The organism is Furfurilactobacillus sp. WILCCON 0119, assembly GCF_053471565.1.
Genome location: NZ_JBPCCV010000006.1, coordinates 143,730 through 163,170 on the forward strand (window position 1 = coordinate 143,730; position 19,441 = coordinate 163,170).

The following is a 19,441-nucleotide window of genomic DNA, read 5'->3' on the forward strand; positions in this document are numbered from 1 at the left end:
GTTAATTATATCACTAATATGGGAATTTTGAAGTCGGTTCCACGTGACGCCCTCACAATCGACTAACCTGCCTTTTTCGGCGTTCGATAGCCTAGTGATAGCATCACAACCGCTAAAATAATCAGCAATCCCCCAACACCATCTGCCCAAACAAACGGAATGTGGAGCACTGTAATCGAAATGACGGTTGCTGCGAGTGGTTCGAACGCATCCAGCAAACTTGCTGTGGTTGGCGAAATGTACATCAAGCTAACTGAGTACATAACAAACGCAATTAGCGTTCCAAATAAAACCACTGCACTAACGGACAGAACGGTTTTCGTCGTTAACGGCGGCACGCCGACCCAAATGGGTTGAATGAAATTCATGGCAATCCCACCAATGAGTAAGCCCCACCCATTAACATTAACGGACCCGTACGTCGGTAACAACGGACGCGGCAGTAACGTACTCGTCGCTACGGCAACTGCTGACATCAATCCCCAAAAGAGCAAAGCTGGCGAAACAGCTAAATGATTCAGCTGCCCATGTGTCACGACAAAAAAGGCCCCCAGCAACGCTAACACCATGCCAATTGCTTCTGCGCGCGACGGCAATTCCCGGTGAAACACGACGTAGTACAACGCGATAACGATTGGACCCAAAAATTGCAGAATTGTTGCAACTGCCGCATTTCCATACCGAATTGCCAAAAAGTAAAAGAATTGGATGGGAATCAGTCCTAGTAACCCAAATAAAACTTGCTGCCCTGCTGCCCGTGGTGTCTTCCATACGGCAAACGGATGCTTGCCTGTCACCACGCTATAAGTAAGGAGTAGTAAGCCTGCAAACGTCATCCGAACCGCCGTCAACCATGCTGGTGTCACTGGATGAGCACCTGTAAATAACACTTGGGCAAAAACGCCAGAGATTCCCCACAGCATGGCGCCACCACTTGCCAATAAAATTCCGACCAAGACGTGGCCGTTTCGCTCCCTCATTTGTAACACCCCACAACACATTTCTTCATTAATTAATCCGTTTTATCAAACGGAAACTGTTTTACTAGGCGATTACGCCGTTCATAAACCGTTCCGTACCACCAAATGTCACAACTAATCCCCAATAGCGCAAGCAAGCCAACCGCGTACCGTGTTAGCCCCGTTTCTGAAAATAGGCCGACCAAAAGTGTAAACAGGCTAAACAGCACGGCCACCGCAATCGACAACGACAAAATAACCAAGCCCCGCCGTTGTTTTTTCCACCAAATTCCGAGTAACAAGCTCAGCGTCAAACACCCTAACGCGAGCCACCAGCCCCAGAGATTTTGTTGCGTGATGTAATGCGCCGCTGGCCACATGGTGAGTAACACCATTTCTACGATCATAATTCCCCAGGCCAGGACCGTTAACCGTAATCCTTTTTTTGACATATTTTCACCCTTTCGCACCGTTAAAAGAACCCGTCAGAACGAGATGTTCACGACAGGTCAGTTAATCACCTATTTTAGCCAACGTTAATGATAACGGCGACCACCCATTTGGCGCACTGGCGAGTGCACCGGGTCATCAAGACTCCCAGCCAATTCAGCAAAAACCGTGAGGAGCTGGGCATTCGATAATTTTGCTAAACTAGTCGCCGTCTTAATGGTTGCGTCGTCCCACTGTGCCACTGAATGATTATCCTCTTGATCTAGCACGATTTCGAGTAATAATCCCACGTTGCTAAACACATGACTGTGGGCCGTAGCCAACGATTGGTGCAACCATTCAAGCACCCGTTTTCCAGACGAGGTCAACGCCTGCTGGCGGAACGGTAATTTAAGTAGACACTTCAAAAATTCATGATTACTTAAGCGACTGGCCGCCTGAGCAGCTGCCTGGTCGGCAACGGTTGGTGCAATTTGATCACCCGTCATGATGGCGTCTAACCGGGCCAAATGACGGACCAATTCAAATTCGCGGGTCACTTTGTGTTCACGTATTAACCAGTTTTCAAAAACCTCAACGGCATGTTCACGTTGTGTCAGCATGGCGTCACTCCCTTAAACGTTCGTTACCGTCAATGTAACATTACTAGGAACCATTAACCAAGTGAAACGCTTGCATTACTGATTAGCACGCCAATTTTGAACAAGGTTCGCAAGTTCCGTCTTCATTACCATTAATTCATTTTGATCAGCTGCATTCGCACCACTTGCTAAATCGTGTCCGCCACCATGGTGACCCTTCGCCAATCCGTTGATCACTGGGCCCTTTGACCGCAAGTGGACCCGGAACGTTCCGTCGGCGTTTTCAACAACAAGGAGCCACGCAATGACATCCTCTAACCGACCGGGTGTTGAAACCACCGCGTGTGCTTCACTCGTTGTTACGTTTAACGCCGTCAATCGTTCTTGAGTTGCCACAAAATAAGCCGCTCCGTTTGCATCAATTTCAAGATCAGTCAGAACATCACCCATCAACCGACCAACACCGCGGGAGAGTTCAGTTTCGTGGCGACTCACTTCCGCAGCATCAATCCCCGTTGCCAGGAGTTGACTCGCAATCTGCAACGTGTGAGCACTCGTGGCTGGGTACAAGAACCGCCCGGTATCCCCAACAATTCCGGCATATAACAGCCGCGCTGCTTTTGCCGTCAGCGGCAATTGACCGTTACTAGCATTGACCAAATCCATAATAAGTTCCGACGTACTGGAAGCTTCTGGTAACACCCATTGTGGATCGCCAAATGCGTCATCATTCGGATGGTGATCGATCTTAATCAACTCGCGGCCCTGTAAGTAGCGACCGTCATCGATGCGTTCCGTGTTCGCCGTATCGACAACAATCACTAAAGCATTGGCAAACGTCGCGTCAGCAACTTGGTCTGGCAAGCCGAGCCACGCCAAATCCGTTGGAACATCACCAACGGCGTACACTTTTTTGGTGGGGAACGCCGCCTTGATCAACGTTCGAAGCCCAAATTGTGAACCAAGTGCATCTGGATCAGGCCGTTGGTGCCGATGAATGATGATCGTGTCGGCTGCTTGAATTGCCGCTAAAATTACTGAAGTCGTTTCCATATTTTCTGCCATCCTCATTTTAAATGTTACGTTCATCATGCCATAAAAGTTCGTGGAGAGCCAATCCTTTAACGCAAGTCAGGTTTCCCCCAATCATTTTCATCATGGACTCCGTTCAGCTACCCATAAGAAACAAAAAAAGCCACCACCGTAACCGGTGATGGCTAGTAATCGGGACAACAAGATTTGAACTTGCGACCCCTGCGTCCCGAACGCAGTGCTCTACCAAGCTGAGCTATATCCCGAAAAAAATCGCCGCCACCAGGATTGGTGGTGGCGATTAATGATGCACCCAGTAGGAGTCGAACCTACAACCTTCTGATTCGTAGTCAGACACTCTATCCAGTTGCGCTATGGGTGCATTTTCATAACAAGGTTACGAAAAGCGGAAGACGGGATTCGAACCCGCGACCCCCACCATGGCAAGGTGATGTTCTACCACTGAACTACTTCCGCATATTAACTTGGAACAATGCCGACTAGAGGATTCGAACCTCCGACCCCCGCTTTACTAGAGCGGTGCTCTGACCAGCTGAGCTAAGTCGGCAAATACTGATGCGGATGAAGGGATTCGAACCCCCACATCAAAAGATACTAGAACCTAAATCTAGCGCGTCTGCCAGTTCCGCCACATCCGCAGCATCTGACTCTCTTCCTCATCAGACAACTATTAGATAATATCATTTTCAATGAAAAACTGTCAATACTGTTCCATTTATTTCTTCAACTTTTTTCGTTTTCATGAGCCCCTTGCGCTTCCCCATCCGCCCATCATTGTTTAGCAATCAGTTCACCGTATTAACGGACTACATAATCACTGTTTGCCATAATAAAAAGGCGAGCTCCCAAAACGGAAACTCACCTTTATGATGTGCACTTTAAACGTCAGTTAAACCCTAGTTCATCCGTGCGTTTTCTTTAGTGATCTTTGTTACACCGTGCATGTAAGGAACCAGTGCTTCTGGAATGGTGACAGAACCGTCTTCGTTTTGGTAGTTTTCCAAAATGGCGGCAACGGTCCGACCAACGGCAAGACCAGAACCATTCAACGTGTGAACCAAGTGAACCTTGCCGTCGTGGTCACGGTAACGAATTTGTGCGCGCCGTGCCTGGAAGTCTTCACAGTTAGAACAACTTGAAATTTCCCGATAAGCTTCTTGATGCGGAATCCATACCTCTAAGTCATGGGTCTCGGCTGCCGTAAAGCTCATGTCGCCGGTCGCTAACGTAATGACATGGTAGGCCAAACCCAATTTTTGTAAGATATCCTCAGCGTCCGTCGTCATCTTTTCCAATTCATTGTAAGATTCTTCTGGTTTCACGTACTTCACCATTTCAACCTTATTAAACTGGTGCATCCGGATTAAGCCCCGTGTGTCACGTCCAGCAGAACCGGCTTCTGACCGGAAACTTGGTGACAAGGCTGTCAGGTACACCGGTAATTGGGCTTCGTCCAGCACTTCAGCGCGGTAGTAGTTTGTCAATGGCACTTCGGCCGTTGGAATCATCGTTAAATCTTCATCGGCCAGTTGGTACACGTCTTCCTTAAACTTGGGAAATTGGCCCGTCCCATACATTGAGTCGCTGTTGACCATGTAAGGTGGAATAACTTCCTCATAGCCTTCCTCGGCATGTTGATCCAACATAAAGTTATAAATGGCGCGTTCTAGCTTCGCACCCATCCCCATGTAGTAAACGAACCGGGCACCAGAGACCTTTGCAGCCCGTTTAAAGTCCAAGATTCCAAGGTCTTCACCAATGTCCCAGTGCGCTTTAGGTTCAAAGTCAAAGTGTGGAATGACCCCCACCTTTCGTTCTTCACGGGCGTAGTTTTCATCTGGGCCAACAGGGTCCGTGTCATTGGGGAAGTTTGGCAAGTGCGCCATCTTGTCGTTAAACGTCGTGAGCACTTCATCCAGTTCAACGTCTAGCGCCTTAATTTGGCTTCCCACTTCTCGCATTTCAGCAATTTGGGCCGTTGCGTCTTCCTTGTTCCGTTTAGCAACACTGATGGCATCTGACACAGTGTTCCGTTTTGCTTTTAATTGTTCTGTTTGTTGAAGTAGTTCACGCCGCTTCTCATCCAGCGCTAACACGTCATCAATTTGTTCCGGCTTCACAGCCCGGGTTGCTAACTGCGCCTTTGCTTCATCCGGATTTGTCCGGATTCGTTTAATGTCTAGCATATGCTTGACCTCCATTTTATGCGGTTAATGAGTCAAAAAAGACGCCACTCATCCCAATCAATTGGGACGAATGACGTCAATTCGCGGTACCACCCAAGTTCACCATCGCTGGTGCGCTCAAACAAGATAACGACTTTCGCCGTGCGGGAGTTACCCGCCCACGTGATTCGTTGCTGGAAGCGCGATGATCCGGTTTTCATCAACCACCGGCTTTCTAAGTCATCGCATAAAACAACTGTGTTTATTTATGTCATTAATTGGCTTTAGTGTAAGCCATTCACGCCATTCCTGCAAGCATCAGCTTCAAAAAATTATGCCGTTGCAACTTGCAGTTCGGCTAACTTCGCGTCAATCTGGGCCAACACTGCCTGGGCCGCCGTTGGATCTTCAACGAAGTCAAATTGATCACCATCGATCTTCATCTTTGGACCATGGTTATACTGTTCATACCAGTCCGTATAACGTGCATTCAACTGTTTGTAGTATTCGTACAGGTCTGGATCTGTATCGATCTGTTCGTATTCACGCCCACGTTTTTTAATTCGTTCTAACATTGTGTCAAACGAAATATCAATGTGAATCAGTAAGTCGGGGTTCTTCGCATGTGGTGCATCTGGCAATTCTTGCATCATGTTTGTCATGAGGGAGTCGTAAATGTCCACTTCTGTCTCCGTTGACCGGCCTAAGTCGGCGTTTAAATGAAACAACAGTGAGTCTTCATAAATTGACCGGTCCATCACACTGGCATCATCAGCAAATGACGCCTTGATGGAATCCATGCGTTTGTTCAAAAAGTAAATCTGCAGTAAGAACGCATACTTTTTAGGATCTTTATAGAACAACGGCAAAATGGGGTTGTCCTCCACTGATTCATAAAATGCCTGCGTGTTCAAATGAGTGGCCAGAAGATCCGTTAAACTCGTCTTTCCTGCACCAATCGTTCCTGCTAAAACAATCATGTCTTGTCTCCCCTAAGTTCTGTCCTAAGCTGCCAATTTGTCTACCCTACATGCTAATGGCGCACTAAACGGCTCACCACCACGACACCACGCAACGTGAGCTAGCGCAATCATTATTTGCCTTAAATATCTGCTACATATTGTAGCACGTCTAAAAATCAGTGGCATATCTTGTAGCCAAAAAAATAAATCGTAATCGTTCTGTCATAACCGTGTTTAACCGAAGAAGCCCCGGCATGAAGCGCAGGGGAGTGCTTACATTGTTTGCAACCTTTCCATGAATATATTTATTTCATGACAAAAAGGTGAGAACGCCTCATGCCATCATCATCCATTAAAAAACGACCGTTGTGAATGGTTCCCCCTCACAGCGGCCGCTTTAATTACTTTATCTTGAAACCTTAACAATGACCATCATGCGCATTGCAGCTTAATCAGTATGTGTGTTCGTATCCGTTGATGACCCAGCAACCTCTGAATCAGCAGTAACGGTCGAATAGCTTTCAGACCGTGTCTTCGGCGACAGATCCACCTGATCCAGTGGAATCATGTGCGTCTTATGCCGAATCTTGTAGTAACCCCACAAAATCAAGAACAGTGGCACACTCATGTACGTGATCAGGATCGCCTGCAAATCAAAGTTTGCAAATGACTTTATGTCCTGGCCTGCAATCACGATGATTCCAAGGCCAAACGCGAGTAACGGGCCAACCGGGAACCACTTTGCGTGATAGCGCAATTCGCTCACCTTGTGCCCCTGCTTAACGAATGCCCGCCGGAACCGATAATGACTGATGGCGATCCCGAGCCAGGCAATAAAGCCAGTCAACCCAGACGCCGCCACCAAGTACAAGTACAACTGGGGCCCAAAGATACTGGTTAAGAACGTTAGTAATCCAATGATCATGGTTCCGATCAGTGCAGCCATTGGGATGCCACGCTTGTTCGTCTTCCCGAAGAAGTCTGGCGCGTACCCTTCGTTTGCAAGTGAATACAGCATCCGCGTTGAGGCGTATAACCCCGAATTAGCGGATGAAATCACGGACGTCAAGATGACGGCGTTCATGACACTAGCCGCAGCAGCCAACCCGGCACGGCGGAAGACTAACGTAAACGGACTGATGGCGATATCCGTTGCGCTTGATCCCAAAAGATCCTTACTGGTATAGGGAATGATGCAGGCAATAACAAAAATGGCTAAAATATAGAATAATAAAATCCGCCAGAACACCTGCCGGATCGCCTTTGGAATACTCGTTTCTGGTGTTTCGCTTTCACCAGCTTCGATTCCGATCAGCTCCGTCCCTTGGAACGAGAACCCAGCGACAACGAAGACGGACAGTAACGCCGGAATCCCACCAACAAATGGCGCATGCTTGTACGTCAGGTTAGAAAAGCCGGTTGCATGGCCGCCCATGATTCCTAGGATGGTGAAGACCCCAACCACTAAGAAAATAAGAACGGTGACCACCTTAACGATGGACATCCAGTATTCCGTTTCACCAAAGGAGCGAACGGATAATGCGTTGATCGTAAAAATGATGGCTAACGCAATGATACTAAAAATCCACGCCGGAACATGTGGGAGCCAAAACTGCATAACTAACGCCGCCGTGGAAACATCAACGGCCAACGTAATGGCCCAGTTGAACCAGTAGTTCCACCCCATGGCAAATCCTAATGCGGGATCAACAAACTTCGTTGAATACGCCGCAAATGACCCGGTCAGTGGCATGTACGTCGCCATTTCACCAAGACTTGTCATCAAGAAGTAAACCATTAGCCCAATGGCAATGTACGCCACTAATGCCCCACCAGGCCCGGCTGTCGAGATCGCCGACCCGGAGGCCACAAACAACCCTGTTCCAATACTACCACCCAGCGCGATCATCGAAAGATGCCGCGTCTTTAACGTCCGGTTAACCGCACGATTTTCATTTTCTGCCATATCGAGTTCCTCCCATTTTTTGCAAAGAGAAGCACCGGATGTAATCTGAACAAACAAAAAGGTCGGCTTGCTTAACAAAGTGTCAATTCGACACGCTAAACAATCCGACCACCTTTAATCTATCCTGGTCAATCGTTGATAGCGCTCCGTGGCGTTTCTATTTGCCACGACAGTCCGTTAGCTATTAACCAACGGCCCAACCACTAGATTGAAACAGCAACCTGTGATTTCGGCGACGCACCCTTTTACTGAAAGTCAGTGGACCTGTTCGTCCTCGTCTCAGCGACTCGTGATTGCCGCAACCTCTTCATTCGATATAACGACAGTATAAAAAGAAGACTTGCAAATTGCAAGTCTTCTTTTAGTCGATTAACGATTTATCGCTTTCATTAACGGTTCTTTTGCTTTCCCTACACCATGTGGCCACCACGAAGTAACCGTTTAAGCTGCTCCGTAAAACGAGTTGCGTTCTCAACGCTATCGTTCCAATCCACCGTCGGGATAATTGTTGACTGAAAGATTTTGACCAACACTTGGTGTACCGACACTGCTTGAAGTGCGGAGGCATACCGCCGATCAGCCTCAGCAAATAAATCTGTCAATACTTGTGAACCCCGGTTGGCCAGTGGTTCTAAGTCGTCAAAAACTTGATCAATTAGCCCGTTATTTGGATATGAATCAATGATCTCGGTTGCCACAACAGCGTCCCAAACACTAATTTCATCCGCTGGCCGCCCCAGTGTAAAGCCGCCTTGGTTGCCAGAAACAGATTGAATCAGCCCCGCCACAACCAGTTTACGCATAATTTTACGCAGGTACGTTTGTGAGCCCCCTAACCGTGTGTGGATCACAACGGACGTCAAGGGGACATTTTGTTTTTGGGTGGCAAGCAATGCCAAAATGCAGGCTGCCTGCTCGAAGCCCTTTGTTAATTGCATATGTTCACCTGGCCATCATGGCCTCATCAAATTAATTATTTTTCAACTTTTTTCGCTCAGTTTGTCTTTTTATCATAGCACATCACACAGTCACGACAACCCCTGAAACTACTGGTCATTCGCCGAATCCTGTGGGCCCGTTGCGCGCCAAAAATCAAGCGGGGTCAGCTTGTAAAAGCGCTCCACTTTTCCGGGGGCAAAAAAGTCCGTTTCGTCGTGCTGAAGCTGATGTGTGAACTGAAAACCACACTTTGTAAAAATCCCGGCTGACCGCGCATTATCCGCAAAATACGAGCCCAAAATCGCCTGTAACCCGTGATCAAAACCGTAATTCAACACCGCAACGACTGCTTCACTCATGTAGCCCCGTCCCCAAAATGCTTCGTTCAACATGTAGCCCAAGTCCCGTTCCCCCCGGGCAAGGCGACCATTTTCATCGCTTCGACCATACAGCCCGATCGTCCCAATCAACTGGTGTGTTTCCGCTAATTCAATTCCCCAGATCCATCGCTGGTGCAAGGTTTGTTGTAGCAAAAAATGCGTTTCAAATTCGGTCCTGGTTGCTTGAAACCCCGCTGGTTGTGCCACGTTCACATTTTCAACGATCGCCGTAAAGTCGGCTAAGTCCGTCTCACTCATGGAGCGAATTACCAAGCGGTCTGTTTCTATCCTAGTTGCCATTTCGTCCCTCCAGCGGTTTGTTACCAAACACCGCTCTATTTGATGCTAGTTTAATCCAGGCGCCAGACAAACACAATCCGCCTCCCTCGCCACGCATCATCATTTGAGCTATCATACCTAGTGAGGTGAATGCCATGCAAACAATCAAACACATGATCAACGATCACAGTTATTTTCGCGGCTTTATGCACGATGCCCCTGGTCAAAACGGGCAAACGACCTTCCCCACCATGGTCATCGTCCCCGGCGGCTCTTACACGCATATTCCAGAAGCACAGGCTGAAAGTGTCGCACTTGCTTTCTTCGCTCAGGGTTACAACGCCGTGTACCTGCGTTATTCCTTCATCGGCGAAGTCGTTCCGCTCCTTCCTGCGCCACTGATCGAACTGGCCCAGACGGTTCATCAGCTAAAGACCACGCCGGCGTGGCCCGTTGCTAACGACCAGGTCGTTATCTTCGGGATGTCCGTCGGTGGTCACTTGGCTAGTCTATATAATGATTACTGGCACACTGACTGGCTAACAACGGCTTCAGCATCCACGCCAGACCAGTTGGAACCGGCTGGTGTTATCCTTGGGTATCCCGTTATCAGTCCCAACCTTGGCTTTCCAAAGGACGCACACACACTGGCTCAGTGGACTGATGACCCCGCTCGGTTTGCCGCTGAACAACACGTTTCGGTGCATAATAAACCGACGTTTGCCTGGGTCACCGCAGAAGATCAGGCAGTCCCAGTAAAAAACACGCTTCAGTATGTGCAAGCCATGACCGATCATCACCAGCCGGTAGAATTACACCTTTTCAATCACGGACCACACGGATTGGCCCTTGCCAATCAGGTGACCGAATGGAAACCGGGAACAAACCTCCCGCACGTTGCCCACTGGTTTACCCTGGCCCAGGAGTGGCTGACCGATTTATTTACCAAGCCAACCGCCTAACCCAATTTAGTTTTTGTTAATGACACACTGACGGACGTCATGATGGTCTTGTCAGCGTGTTTTTTGATTGATCGGACGATCAATTGTTTCCACTGGCGACAATTGTACGTTCCCAAAAGTGGCAGTTTTCTAAGAAACCATGTGAACATTACACAACCGGCATTAACGCCATGTTTCAATCACCATTATTTGCCGTGTTTATGAGAGAAAAATTAATGTTGAAAAGAGTAGCCATTTTCATTTAAACCGTGTAGAATGCTCTCACGTGGTCAACAACTGACCTTTTCATCAGGCAGTGACCAGCCAATGAAAAGTGTAACTGATGAGGAGTTACCCACCCATAATATGGTCACTGTCATGATTCCTCGTGAATCAACCTGGCCGCAATCGCGGCACATTGTGTGAGGGCCATGGCAGTTAACGTTTGGACCGATCATCCTTACGTAACAGTTCAACTAATCTGATTAACCCGGTAGAGCATACTAGTTCGTTTCCACCGGGTCATCCTGAACGTGCCATGACTCAATCGAAAAAGGAGCGAGTCTCATGACATCATCAACTTTAAACGTTACATTACACTTCGCAGAAATGACTGATTTACCAGCCATCAAGGAAATCATTACGGATGCCCGCGGCTTTTTAGCCGACCAAGGCATTGACCAATGGCAAAACGGTTATCCAGAGGATGCCGTTATCGCCGCCGACATTGCCCGTGGTGAAACGGTTGCCTTAAAGGATGACGAAGGCACAATTCTTGCCATTGCTTCCCTAGTTAAGGGCATCGACGACGCTTACGAAGGCATCGTTGACGGTAAGTGGCGGGTCCCTGCAACACCAACAAATTACGTTTCCATTCATCGTGTTGCAATGGCGAAAGCCTCCCGTGGCCATCACCTAACCCACGATTTCTTCGACCTCATGCTTGAACAAATTCGACAGGATTCAGACGTCGAAAGCGTCCGCATCGATACACATCCCGAAAACTTTGGCATGCAACATGTCATTGAAACAAACGGATTTGATTACATCGGCTTGGTCCCAGTTGTCGGGGGTCGGCCTGATGAGACCAACGTCGCCTACGACATGGTCCTCAACTAAATAAGCTCAACAAATTAGCGGCCATCACCTTGATGAAGCCGTTTTTTTATTGCATTCATTCATAAACGGGTGATCGCCACTTTCTAATCAACTTCTAATGCAGTATACTAACTCCATGTAAAAGAAAAGGAGTGAGTCATTTGACTACTGAAATTACCCCTGATCAAATTCACCGCTACCAAGATGAATTATCAGAACGCAAAGACGCTGCCATTTTAGAACGCGCCATTAAAAAGAACGGGATTCTTGCCACCGCGCAGGATAACGCTGCTAACGTTGACATGACCCCCGTATTTTCGATTGATTTAGACACTGGCCACGTGGCCAACCAAAAGCAAAGTGGGCGTTGTTGGATGTTTGCAGCATTGAACACCATGCGTCACGCCATGAAGGATACCTTTAACCTTCCTGGTGACTTCGAACTTTCCCAAACGTACACTTACTTCTGGGATAAGTTTGAAAAGGCCAATTACTTCTATGAAAACGTCATCGCAACCGGTGATCAACCATTAACGGATCGTAAAGTTGCCTTCCTTATGACGACACCACAACAGGATGGTGGTCAGTGGGACATGATCTGTGCCATCATTGAAAAATATGGTGTTGTGCCCCAGTCTGTTATGCCAGAAACTTACAGTGCCACCAGTTCCAGTGACTTCAACAGGTTGTTGAACCTGAAATTACGGAAAGACGCCGTTGAATTCCGGGAACTCGTTGCTGCACATGCAAGTCGTGCCGAACTGGATGAATTAAAAGATCGCAAACTTCAAGAAGTGTACCGGATGCTGGCTTACAGTTTCGGTGAACCCGTTCAACACTTCGACTTTGAGTATCGTGACGAGAAAAAGGCTTACCACCTTGACCGTGATCTGACACCGAAGTCCTTCTATGACAAATACGTTGGCTGGGACCTTTCTCAGTACGTTTCCATCATCAACGCCCCAACCGCTGATAAGGCCTACAACAAGACCTACTCCGTTGAAATGCTCGGAAACGTTGTAAACGGCCGGGAAGTTAAACACTTAAACGTTACTATGGCTGACTTCAAGAAACTTGCCATTGCGCAGCTTGAAGCTGGTCAAAGTGTCTGGTTTGGTTGTGACGTTGGCCAAAGTTCTGATCGGAAGGCCGGCATCATGGACACCAAGGTGTACGCCAAGGACGAACTGTTTGACGTCGACTTCTCCATGAGTAAGGCAGAACGCCTCGACTACGGTGAAAGTCTCATGACGCACGCCATGGTGCTTACTGGTGTCGACTTGGTCGATGGCAAACCCACTAAGTGGAAGGTCGAAAATTCCTGGGGTGACAAGGTCGGCGATCACGGTTACTTTGTTATGAGTGACGCGTGGATGGACCAATACTGCTACCAAGTTGTCGTCAATAAAGCCTTCATGGCTGACGACCTCAAGGCAGCACAGGAACAAGCACCCGAACAATTACAACCATGGGACCCAATGGGCGCCCTTGCTTAACGTGTTTGTTCTGAGTAATCCGTTTATTGATCAATAAACACACGCCACTAAAAAGGCCCCACAACCGCGCAGCGTAATCTGCACAGTTGTGGGGCCTTTTGTTAAACGCAAAAATACCCACATTCATTCATTTAATCGACGTTATTCGCATAAAAGTCCGCCCAGACACGCATTGCTTCGTGCACTGCCAGTAGATGTTGTCCCACCTCGGTCAATGAGTACTCAACGTGTGGCGGTACCTCGGCAAATACATGCCGATTAATAATTTGGTGTGCCTCTAACCATTTCAGGTGACTTGTTAACACTTTTTGGGTAATCTGTAGTTCCCTCTGGATTTCGCCAAACCGCAACGTCCCCTTTTCTAACAGCAAATTGACGATTTCGGGCCGCCATTTATTTCGGTGCAACTCATTTAAAATGGTAAGCTTTTCCTCAATTTGTGGATTCATTTCAATACTAAACGTCATGTCGTCTCCTCCAATCTACTTGCTGGGCCACAGTTTCCCTAGCGAAACTATCCCACTCTAAAGTGCCTACTTTTATGTTTGTTCAGTTGATTGTATTATATCTATCATTAATAAAATAATCTTTAGCAAACACTTTCGGAGGCCATGACATGACAAATACAGACATTGCACTTTCATTAATTAATTTATTTGCAACAGGCGAGACGAAAATCGCTGAGGCGCACCTCGCCAAAGATTACATTCAGCATAATTTGAATTTTGGGACCGGTCGCGATCAGTTTATCGAAGCTGTCACCGGACTTCAACAAGCACCAACCAAGACAACCGTTGAAACCATCCGGTCCTTCTCAGATGGGCCATACGTTGTTTTGCACAGTCGATATAATTTTGCCGGCGCTGGCGATCAAATCGGGATTGATGTCTTTCGTTTTGAAGACAACATGATTGCTGAACATTGGGATAACCTTTCAAAGCTCACCGGGCCAACGCCTTCTGGTCATACTCAATACGACGGAACAACGAAAATCTCAGATTTGGACAACACAGCATCCAACAAACAGCTTGTCGCCAACTTTGTCCGTGACGTGTTACGAGGAGAAAATCCAAGCGCCTTACCAACTTACTTCGATGGCGATCACTACATTCAACATAACAGTGGCATTGCTGACGGCTTAAGTGGTCTTAGCACGGCGTTAAGTGCGATGGCCGAGCAGGACATTACTATGACATACGACAGAACCTTCCGGGTATTAGGCCATGGAAACTTTGTTCTCGCCATGAGTGAAGGTACTTTTGGCGTTGACCACGTCGCCTTTTACGACTTATTCAGTGTCCTTGATGGCAAGATCGCTGAACATTGGGACATCATTGAAACAATTCCTGAAAAAACGACCTGGGCAAATCAGAACGGTAAGTTTTAACCCATTCGCCACTCAATGCCATTTTTTATCTAAAAAGTAGTGAGGCCCGCTGAATTAGCGTGTTTCACTGCTTTTTTTGTGCCCTTTTATTCAGACAGCGTTAAAATTAACCCAACTTAACTCAAACCAGATTAGCCAACTTTTCGACATCGCTACACTTTCTTTGAACGTTTTTAAGTTCGCTTTATGTTGGTTTCTTTATGATAATCATTGTTCAAAACGAACAGAATTTTAGTTTGATAATCTGAATGGAGTGACCATTATGTTAAAAGATACGAGTAATTTGATTTCCGCTAAGGTTGTTGCTGCACATTGCCCCACAGTTGTTGCTGAAACTGAATCGGGCCAGCAATTTGAAGTCAATGTCACACGTGAACAAAAGCGTGACCCGTTATTTTGGGCAACCATTACTGATATTCTTCGGGAAGGAATTTGGATTCCCGTCACCAAACGCTACCACCAGCTTTCTGCTGACGGCTGGTTGTTAAGTCAACCGGCACTCGCACCGGCTGTCGCATCTGACGGCGTTTTCGATTACAATTATTAATAAACAATTCATTTCTAGGGGGAACTACTTATGCAACAACTCGCACGGGGCCTTATCATTGAGGACGATCACTCAGTGTCAGATGGCATTAAGGAACTATTAACGGACATTGTCGCCTGTGACCAAGCGTTTGACGGCGAAGATGGTGAATTCATGGCCAGTCAGGGCATTTATGACCTGATTATTCTGGACTGGATGTTACCACTTGAAAGCGGTCTTGACGTGCTAAAGGCCATTCGCGAACAGCATCTCGACGTTCCCGTTTTATTCCTGACGGCGAAGGATGGCTTAGACGATAAAATTCGGGGCTTCAATTTAGGTGCTGATGACTATCTCACCAAACCCTTCCACCGTGAAGAACTCCTGTTGCGGGTTCGTGCCTTGCTCAAACGAAGCGGAACGTTCTTAAATGAAAACATTTTGACGATGGGTGATATTAACGTCAATTTACAAAACCACGCTGTGACGGTTGGCGATACGTCCGTTCAACTGAACGGAAAGGAGTTTGACCTCCTCGTTTACTTTATCCAAAACCAGGGCACCATTGTTACTAAGGATCAAATTTTCGACCGCTTGTGGGGCTTTGATTCTGAAACCTCCATCACGGTCGTTGAAGTCTACGTTTCTAACTTACGAAAGAAACTCAAGCCAGTCGGCGCAGACAAGACAATTAAAACGTTGCGAAACGCCGGCTATCTTGTCGGAGCAGAACAGTGAAATCAAAACGAACTGAACAATCATTTGGCAAGCAGCAGTGGGGCCTTTTCATCAGTGAACTTGTCAGCTTTGCCCTGATTTTCCTAACGCTGGGCGTCATTTTATGGCGGGTGTTTGAACCGTCGATTTATCAGGATGTTAACCGTGGCATCAAAGTCCAACGTCAGGTCATCCTAAATAAAAAAATCACCGGTGGTCCTGCCAGCCAGGACGCGTTTCGCTCCATTGCCTTTCGGACCTCCCTGTTGATCTATAACAAAAAGGGCCAGTTACTGAACGGCACCACGACAAGCGGGTTCTTTGGTGGTGCGCCGACAAACGACAACACCAATAATTCGACGGCAAATGGCACTACAACCCCTAAGAAAAAGACGACCGACTCTGCTCGTGAAGATTACCTGAATGCGCTCGAGGCCATTAAGCTTAATAAAACTCGGCAAAATGTGCTCCGTGACATCGTCGTGAACGGGCAAAACAACTTCCGAACCATGACTTTTTACGTGCCAGCAAGCAGTAATTCGGCTTACGCCGGCTGCTACGTCATGGTGGTCACCAACACCGACTCAGAGCATGGTTCCATCGTCGTGTTCCGAAAAGTTTTGACCTGGACCATGCTCATCTTTTGGTTGATTTCCATTCTTCTGAGTTATGTCCTTGCTCGGCTCAACATGCGGCCCATTCTTCGCTCCTGGCAACGTCAGCGTGAATTTGTGGCTAATGCAGCCCATGAGTTACGGACGCCGCTCACAGTCATCCAAAACAAGCTAGAGTTGATGCTTACCCACCCCACCGACCAAGTCATGGATCAAACTGAGCAAATCACCATGTCGCTGTCTGAGGTCCGCCGATTAAACTCACTCACGAGTGATTTATTGTTACTGGCGCGCTCTGATTCCGATATGACCCAGATTCGGACAGAACCGGTGGCCATGAAGCAATTTCTCGAAACGGTGATCCTCCCCTATTCCGAAATTGCGGACAGCCAGCATAAACACTTTACGGATGAAATCGATCTTGATCGTTCACTCGTTATTGACAAGGAACGGATTCACCAGCTCATTGTCATCTTTCTCGACAACGCGCTCAAGTATACTGAATCTGGTGATAGTGTCGCCTTTACAGCTAAAATGAGTGGTAACCGCTGGCTGCTCCAGGTTAAGGATACCGGGATCGGCATTAGTGACGCAGATAAAAATCACGTCTTTGATCGTTTCTACCGGGTTGAAAAATCACGAAGCCGGGCCACCGGCGGAAACGGTTTGGGCCTCTCCATCGCTAAATGGATCATTGATAGCCATAAGGGCCGCGTTTCCATCACGGATAACACCCCCCACGGCACCATCTTCACCATTAGCTTCCCCGTTGCTAAGCAAAAGAAATAACCCATAAAAATAAACCCCACCGACTCATATTCTTGTCGGTGGGGTTATTTGATTCTTTTCATAAAAACGTCGCGGCGCTAATCTGCCAGCATAACTTTCTTCACGATCCGTAACTGTGAATCAAACGTATAGTGAATTGGCTGGGCGTTTGGCACCTCCACGCGACTGATGTCTTCATCACTTACGTTCTCAAGGTATTTAATGAGCGCCCGCAGTGTGCTCCCGTGTGCCACGATCAGCTGATTGTGCCCCGCCAGAAGCGCTGGCGCGATGGTATCGATCCAAACGGGTAATAACCTCGCAGAAGCCATTTTAAGGCTCTCGCCCCGTGTCATTGCGCTCTGCGGTAGCGACGCATACTTGCGATCACCAATATGTTCAGGATGCGCCAGCAGTGGTGGAACCTCTGTATAACTCCGCCGCCACAACGCCACCTGATCGACACCAAACTCCTGACGCGTTTGTTCCTTATTTCGACCGCGTAAAGCACCGTAATGGCGTTCATTTAACCGCCAATCCTTGTGTTCAGGCACCCATAACTGGTGACACTCATCAAGGACAATGTGGGTCGTTTCAATGGCCCGCTTCAAAACGGACGTGTGCACATCCGTAAACGCCACGCCAGTCTTGGCAACCAACTGGCCCGCTTCATGAGCCTGCTCACGGCCAGTGGCTGTTAACTCAACATCCGTCCATCCCGTGTAGATTTGATCACGATTAGCCGTACTTTCACCATGCCGAACAATTACCAACTCTGCCATGTCTGCCCTTCTCTCTTTGACCTTACACAGTCATGGTACCATTTTCATTCCTGGTTTCAAACTAACAAAAAAGCGGCTCACCACTGAGGCGAACCGCTTCGTTAATTAACATAAATTAGAAGACAATGTAACCAGCAGCTTCGCTAGCTGAGATTGTCCGGGCGTGGTAGGCCAAACCTTCGAAGTTACCTTCGATGATGTTAACCGTCCCGTTACCGTTAACGCTCGTTACGTAAGCAACGTGCATGTAACCAAAGTAAGCAACAGAACCGGCAGTTGGTGTTGTGCTTACAGATAAACCACGGTTAGCAGCGCTGGCACCCCAGGCGTTACCGTTACCTAAGTAAGCCCATTCTGAGCTTGAAATACCGCGTGCTTGTAAGATCCCAGCAACGAATGCAGTACATTGACCAGCAGGGTAACCATTGACACCTGTGTTGAAGCCATTGATTCCGGCTTGAGCATAGTCACCTGAAACAGAACTAGCTGATGATGAAGGTGTGTTTGTGTTCGTTGTGTCATCAGTGTTAGTTGCAGGTGCTTGTGAAGCTTGGCTAACTGGTGCTTGGCTAGCAGGAGCAGCCGTGCTGGTTGCTTCAGAAGCTTCTGAGGCAGGTGCTTGGCTAGCAACAGATGCTGGAGCCTGTGAAGCAGCCTGACTAGCAACTGAAGTAGGCGCTTGTGATAATGCTTGGCTAGCAACAGGCGCCTGTGAAGCGGCACTTGCTTGGCTTGCTTGTGAAGCTTGGCTAGTCGTTGATGTTTGAGAAGCTTGTGAAGCAGCGCTTGTACTTGCTGCTGAACCAGTCGTTGTATGTAATACTTGACCGACCATCAACACGTTAATGTTAGCGATGTTGTTTTTTGAAGCTAAGTCTGAAACGCTGATGCCACTCTTTGCGCTAATGGCGTACAGTGTGTCACCACTCTTAACAGTGTAATCACCACTAATTGATGATGACGTCGCTGTCTTATCTGTTGAAGCTTGGCTAGTTGTGTTCGTTGTGCTTGTGTTGTTTGACGAATTAGTGGTCGTCGTGTTAGCTAATGTAGTTGCATCAGGAATCACCAATGATTGGCCAACGTAAATTAAGTTAGCGTTTGACAGGTGGTTGGCCTGAACAATGGCGTCTACTGTTGTATGGTTCTTTTGTGCAAAGTTCCACACCGTGTCACCCTTGATTGATTTAACCGTTGAAGCGTTAGCAGCAACAGAAACCCCAGCAAGAACACTGGCGGCACCAGCAGTTGTTAATAAAGCATTTTTAATCGATTTTTTCACGTTAGTCACTTCTCCTAAGTTAATTCATCCCGCGTAACAAGCCTATGTGTGTTACCTACTAGCCTTAGTCTAAGCCATTCGTGTAACAGGGCTATA

19 protein-coding genes, 5 tRNA genes and 1 riboswitch are annotated in these 19,441 nt (G+C 47.7%); of the genes, 7 read left to right on the forward strand and 17 right to left on the reverse strand.

Going from position 1 to position 19,441, the window contains the following annotated elements; all coding sequences use genetic code 11:
- Positions 1-62: 62 nt before the first annotated feature.
- From ACRYI5_RS10410 to ACRYI5_RS10475, 14 genes are all read right to left on the reverse strand, one after another.
- Positions 63-980, reverse strand: coding sequence for a DMT family transporter (locus ACRYI5_RS10410; protein ID WP_448225193.1), 918 nt, complete (start codon positions 978-980; stop codon positions 63-65).
- Between the two features lie 32 nt (positions 981-1,012).
- Complete coding sequence (locus ACRYI5_RS10415; RefSeq protein WP_448225194.1) at positions 1,013-1,411, reverse strand: hypothetical protein; 399 nt, start codon at positions 1,409-1,411, stop codon at positions 1,013-1,015.
- Positions 1,412-1,495: 84 nt separating this feature from the next.
- Positions 1,496-2,011, reverse strand: coding sequence for a hypothetical protein (locus tag ACRYI5_RS10420; protein WP_448225195.1), 516 nt, complete (start codon positions 2,009-2,011; stop codon positions 1,496-1,498).
- A gap of 75 nt (positions 2,012-2,086) precedes the next feature.
- Positions 2,087-3,043, reverse strand: a complete 957-nt coding sequence (locus ACRYI5_RS10425; RefSeq protein WP_448225196.1) for a DHH family phosphoesterase — start codon at positions 3,041-3,043, stop codon at positions 2,087-2,089.
- A 171-nt stretch (positions 3,044-3,214) separates the two neighbouring features.
- Positions 3,215-3,288, reverse strand: a tRNA-Pro gene (locus ACRYI5_RS10430).
- 42 nt (positions 3,289-3,330) lie between these two features.
- Positions 3,331-3,404, reverse strand: a tRNA-Arg gene (locus tag ACRYI5_RS10435).
- A gap of 23 nt (positions 3,405-3,427) precedes the next feature.
- A tRNA-Gly gene (locus tag ACRYI5_RS10440) sits at positions 3,428-3,499 on the reverse strand.
- A gap of 17 nt (positions 3,500-3,516) precedes the next feature.
- Positions 3,517-3,590: transfer RNA gene (locus ACRYI5_RS10445), tRNA-Thr, on the reverse strand.
- A 9-nt stretch (positions 3,591-3,599) separates the two neighbouring features.
- Positions 3,600-3,681, reverse strand: a tRNA-Leu gene (locus ACRYI5_RS10450).
- A 258-nt stretch (positions 3,682-3,939) separates the two neighbouring features.
- Positions 3,940-5,229, reverse strand: coding sequence for a serine--tRNA ligase (gene serS / locus ACRYI5_RS10455; protein WP_448225197.1), 1,290 nt, complete (start codon positions 5,227-5,229; stop codon positions 3,940-3,942).
- Positions 5,230-5,540: 311 nt separating this feature from the next.
- Positions 5,541-6,188, reverse strand: a complete 648-nt coding sequence (locus ACRYI5_RS10460) for a deoxynucleoside kinase (protein WP_407879334.1) — start codon at positions 6,186-6,188, stop codon at positions 5,541-5,543.
- Between the two features lie 430 nt (positions 6,189-6,618).
- Positions 6,619-8,136 carry an amino acid permease gene (locus ACRYI5_RS10465; protein WP_448225198.1) on the reverse strand — a complete coding sequence of 506 codons (1,518 nt, stop codon included), beginning with the start codon at positions 8,134-8,136 and terminating at the stop codon, positions 6,619-6,621.
- Between the two features lie 130 nt (positions 8,137-8,266).
- A riboswitch (Lysine riboswitch) is annotated at positions 8,267-8,452 on the reverse strand.
- Positions 8,453-8,546: 94 nt separating this feature from the next.
- Positions 8,547-9,074, reverse strand: coding sequence for an Rrf2 family transcriptional regulator (locus ACRYI5_RS10470; protein ID WP_407879338.1), 528 nt, complete (start codon positions 9,072-9,074; stop codon positions 8,547-8,549).
- A 108-nt stretch (positions 9,075-9,182) separates the two neighbouring features.
- Positions 9,183-9,755: a GNAT family N-acetyltransferase gene (locus ACRYI5_RS10475; RefSeq protein WP_448225199.1), complete on the reverse strand. Its 573-nt coding sequence runs from the start codon at positions 9,753-9,755 to the stop codon at positions 9,183-9,185.
- Positions 9,756-9,889: 134 nt separating this feature from the next.
- On the opposite strand from ACRYI5_RS10475, the gene ACRYI5_RS10480 reads away from it, so the two are divergent.
- The 3 genes from ACRYI5_RS10480 to ACRYI5_RS10490 all read left to right on the forward strand — a co-directional run bounded on the left by ACRYI5_RS10480 (position 9,890) and on the right by ACRYI5_RS10490 (position 13,269).
- Positions 9,890-10,696 carry an alpha/beta hydrolase gene (locus tag ACRYI5_RS10480; RefSeq protein ID WP_448225200.1) on the forward strand — a complete coding sequence of 269 codons (807 nt, stop codon included), beginning with the start codon at positions 9,890-9,892 and terminating at the stop codon, positions 10,694-10,696.
- 546 nt (positions 10,697-11,242) lie between these two features.
- Positions 11,243-11,794: a GNAT family N-acetyltransferase gene (locus ACRYI5_RS10485; protein WP_448225201.1), complete on the forward strand. Its 552-nt coding sequence runs from the start codon at positions 11,243-11,245 to the stop codon at positions 11,792-11,794.
- A gap of 140 nt (positions 11,795-11,934) precedes the next feature.
- Positions 11,935-13,269, forward strand: a complete 1,335-nt coding sequence (locus ACRYI5_RS10490) for a C1 family peptidase (protein WP_448225202.1) — start codon at positions 11,935-11,937, stop codon at positions 13,267-13,269.
- 131 nt (positions 13,270-13,400) lie between these two features.
- Here the strand turns inward: ACRYI5_RS10490 and ACRYI5_RS10495 are convergent, their stop codons facing one another.
- Entirely contained in the window at positions 13,401-13,736 is a 336-nt protein-coding gene (locus tag ACRYI5_RS10495) for a winged helix-turn-helix transcriptional regulator (protein WP_448225203.1), read from the reverse strand.
- 149 nt (positions 13,737-13,885) lie between these two features.
- On the opposite strand from ACRYI5_RS10495, the gene ACRYI5_RS10500 reads away from it, so the two are divergent.
- The 4 genes from ACRYI5_RS10500 (at position 13,886) to ACRYI5_RS10515 (ending at position 17,302) form a co-directional block, all read left to right on the forward strand.
- Positions 13,886-14,656, forward strand: coding sequence for a nuclear transport factor 2 family protein (locus ACRYI5_RS10500; RefSeq protein WP_448225204.1), 771 nt, complete (start codon positions 13,886-13,888; stop codon positions 14,654-14,656).
- A 262-nt stretch (positions 14,657-14,918) separates the two neighbouring features.
- Positions 14,919-15,203 carry a hypothetical protein gene (locus tag ACRYI5_RS10505; RefSeq protein ID WP_407880988.1) on the forward strand — a complete coding sequence of 95 codons (285 nt, stop codon included), beginning with the start codon at positions 14,919-14,921 and terminating at the stop codon, positions 15,201-15,203.
- 30 nt (positions 15,204-15,233) lie between these two features.
- Positions 15,234-15,920 (forward strand): response regulator transcription factor, encoded by a 687-nt coding sequence (locus tag ACRYI5_RS10510; protein ID WP_448225205.1) that lies wholly within the window; start codon positions 15,234-15,236, stop codon positions 15,918-15,920.
- Positions 15,917-17,302: a sensor histidine kinase gene (locus ACRYI5_RS10515; protein WP_407880986.1), complete on the forward strand. Its 1,386-nt coding sequence runs from the start codon at positions 15,917-15,919 to the stop codon at positions 17,300-17,302. The genes ACRYI5_RS10510 and ACRYI5_RS10515 overlap by 4 nt, the downstream gene beginning before the upstream one ends.
- A gap of 77 nt (positions 17,303-17,379) precedes the next feature.
- Here the strand turns inward: ACRYI5_RS10515 and ACRYI5_RS10520 are convergent, their stop codons facing one another.
- Positions 17,380-18,063 carry a 2,3-bisphosphoglycerate-dependent phosphoglycerate mutase gene (locus tag ACRYI5_RS10520; protein ID WP_448225206.1) on the reverse strand — a complete coding sequence of 228 codons (684 nt, stop codon included), beginning with the start codon at positions 18,061-18,063 and terminating at the stop codon, positions 17,380-17,382.
- 115 nt (positions 18,064-18,178) lie between these two features.
- Positions 18,179-19,345: a LysM peptidoglycan-binding domain-containing protein gene (locus ACRYI5_RS10525; RefSeq protein WP_448225207.1), complete on the reverse strand. Its 1,167-nt coding sequence runs from the start codon at positions 19,343-19,345 to the stop codon at positions 18,179-18,181.
- Between the last annotated feature and the right edge of the window lie 96 nt (positions 19,346-19,441).

What these genes read in the sequence shown, in the direction of transcription:
- ACRYI5_RS10425 (WP_448225196.1), bottom strand. Translation starts at nt 3,043, where the DNA reads ATGGAAACGACTTCAGTAATTTTAGCGGCAATTCAAGCAGCCGACACG.
- ACRYI5_RS10480 (WP_448225200.1), top strand. Translation starts at nt 9,890, where the DNA reads ATGCAAACAATCAAACACATGATCAACGATCACAGTTATTTTCGCGGC.
- ACRYI5_RS10510 (WP_448225205.1), top strand. Translation starts at nt 15,234, where the DNA reads ATGCAACAACTCGCACGGGGCCTTATCATTGAGGACGATCACTCAGTG.
- ACRYI5_RS10420 (WP_448225195.1), bottom strand. Translation starts at nt 2,011, where the DNA reads ATGCTGACACAACGTGAACATGCCGTTGAGGTTTTTGAAAACTGGTTA.
- ACRYI5_RS10520 (WP_448225206.1), bottom strand. Translation starts at nt 18,063, where the DNA reads ATGGCAGAGTTGGTAATTGTTCGGCATGGTGAAAGTACGGCTAATCGT.
- ACRYI5_RS10500 (WP_448225204.1), top strand. Translation starts at nt 13,886, where the DNA reads ATGACAAATACAGACATTGCACTTTCATTAATTAATTTATTTGCAACA.
- ACRYI5_RS10410 (WP_448225193.1), bottom strand. Translation starts at nt 980, where the DNA reads ATGAGGGAGCGAAACGGCCACGTCTTGGTCGGAATTTTATTGGCAAGT.
- ACRYI5_RS10460 (WP_407879334.1), bottom strand. Translation starts at nt 6,188, where the DNA reads ATGATTGTTTTAGCAGGAACGATTGGTGCAGGAAAGACGAGTTTAACG.
- ACRYI5_RS10495 (WP_448225203.1), bottom strand. Translation starts at nt 13,736, where the DNA reads ATGACGTTTAGTATTGAAATGAATCCACAAATTGAGGAAAAGCTTACC.
- ACRYI5_RS10475 (WP_448225199.1), bottom strand. Translation starts at nt 9,755, where the DNA reads ATGGCAACTAGGATAGAAACAGACCGCTTGGTAATTCGCTCCATGAGT.
- ACRYI5_RS10470 (WP_407879338.1), bottom strand. Translation starts at nt 9,074, where the DNA reads ATGCAATTAACAAAGGGCTTCGAGCAGGCAGCCTGCATTTTGGCATTG.
- ACRYI5_RS10505 (WP_407880988.1), top strand. Translation starts at nt 14,919, where the DNA reads ATGTTAAAAGATACGAGTAATTTGATTTCCGCTAAGGTTGTTGCTGCA.
- ACRYI5_RS10465 (WP_448225198.1), bottom strand. Translation starts at nt 8,136, where the DNA reads ATGGCAGAAAATGAAAATCGTGCGGTTAACCGGACGTTAAAGACGCGG.
- ACRYI5_RS10485 (WP_448225201.1), top strand. Translation starts at nt 11,243, where the DNA reads ATGACATCATCAACTTTAAACGTTACATTACACTTCGCAGAAATGACT.
- ACRYI5_RS10415 (WP_448225194.1), bottom strand. Translation starts at nt 1,411, where the DNA reads ATGTCAAAAAAAGGATTACGGTTAACGGTCCTGGCCTGGGGAATTATG.
- serS (WP_448225197.1), bottom strand. Translation starts at nt 5,229, where the DNA reads ATGCTAGACATTAAACGAATCCGGACAAATCCGGATGAAGCAAAGGCG.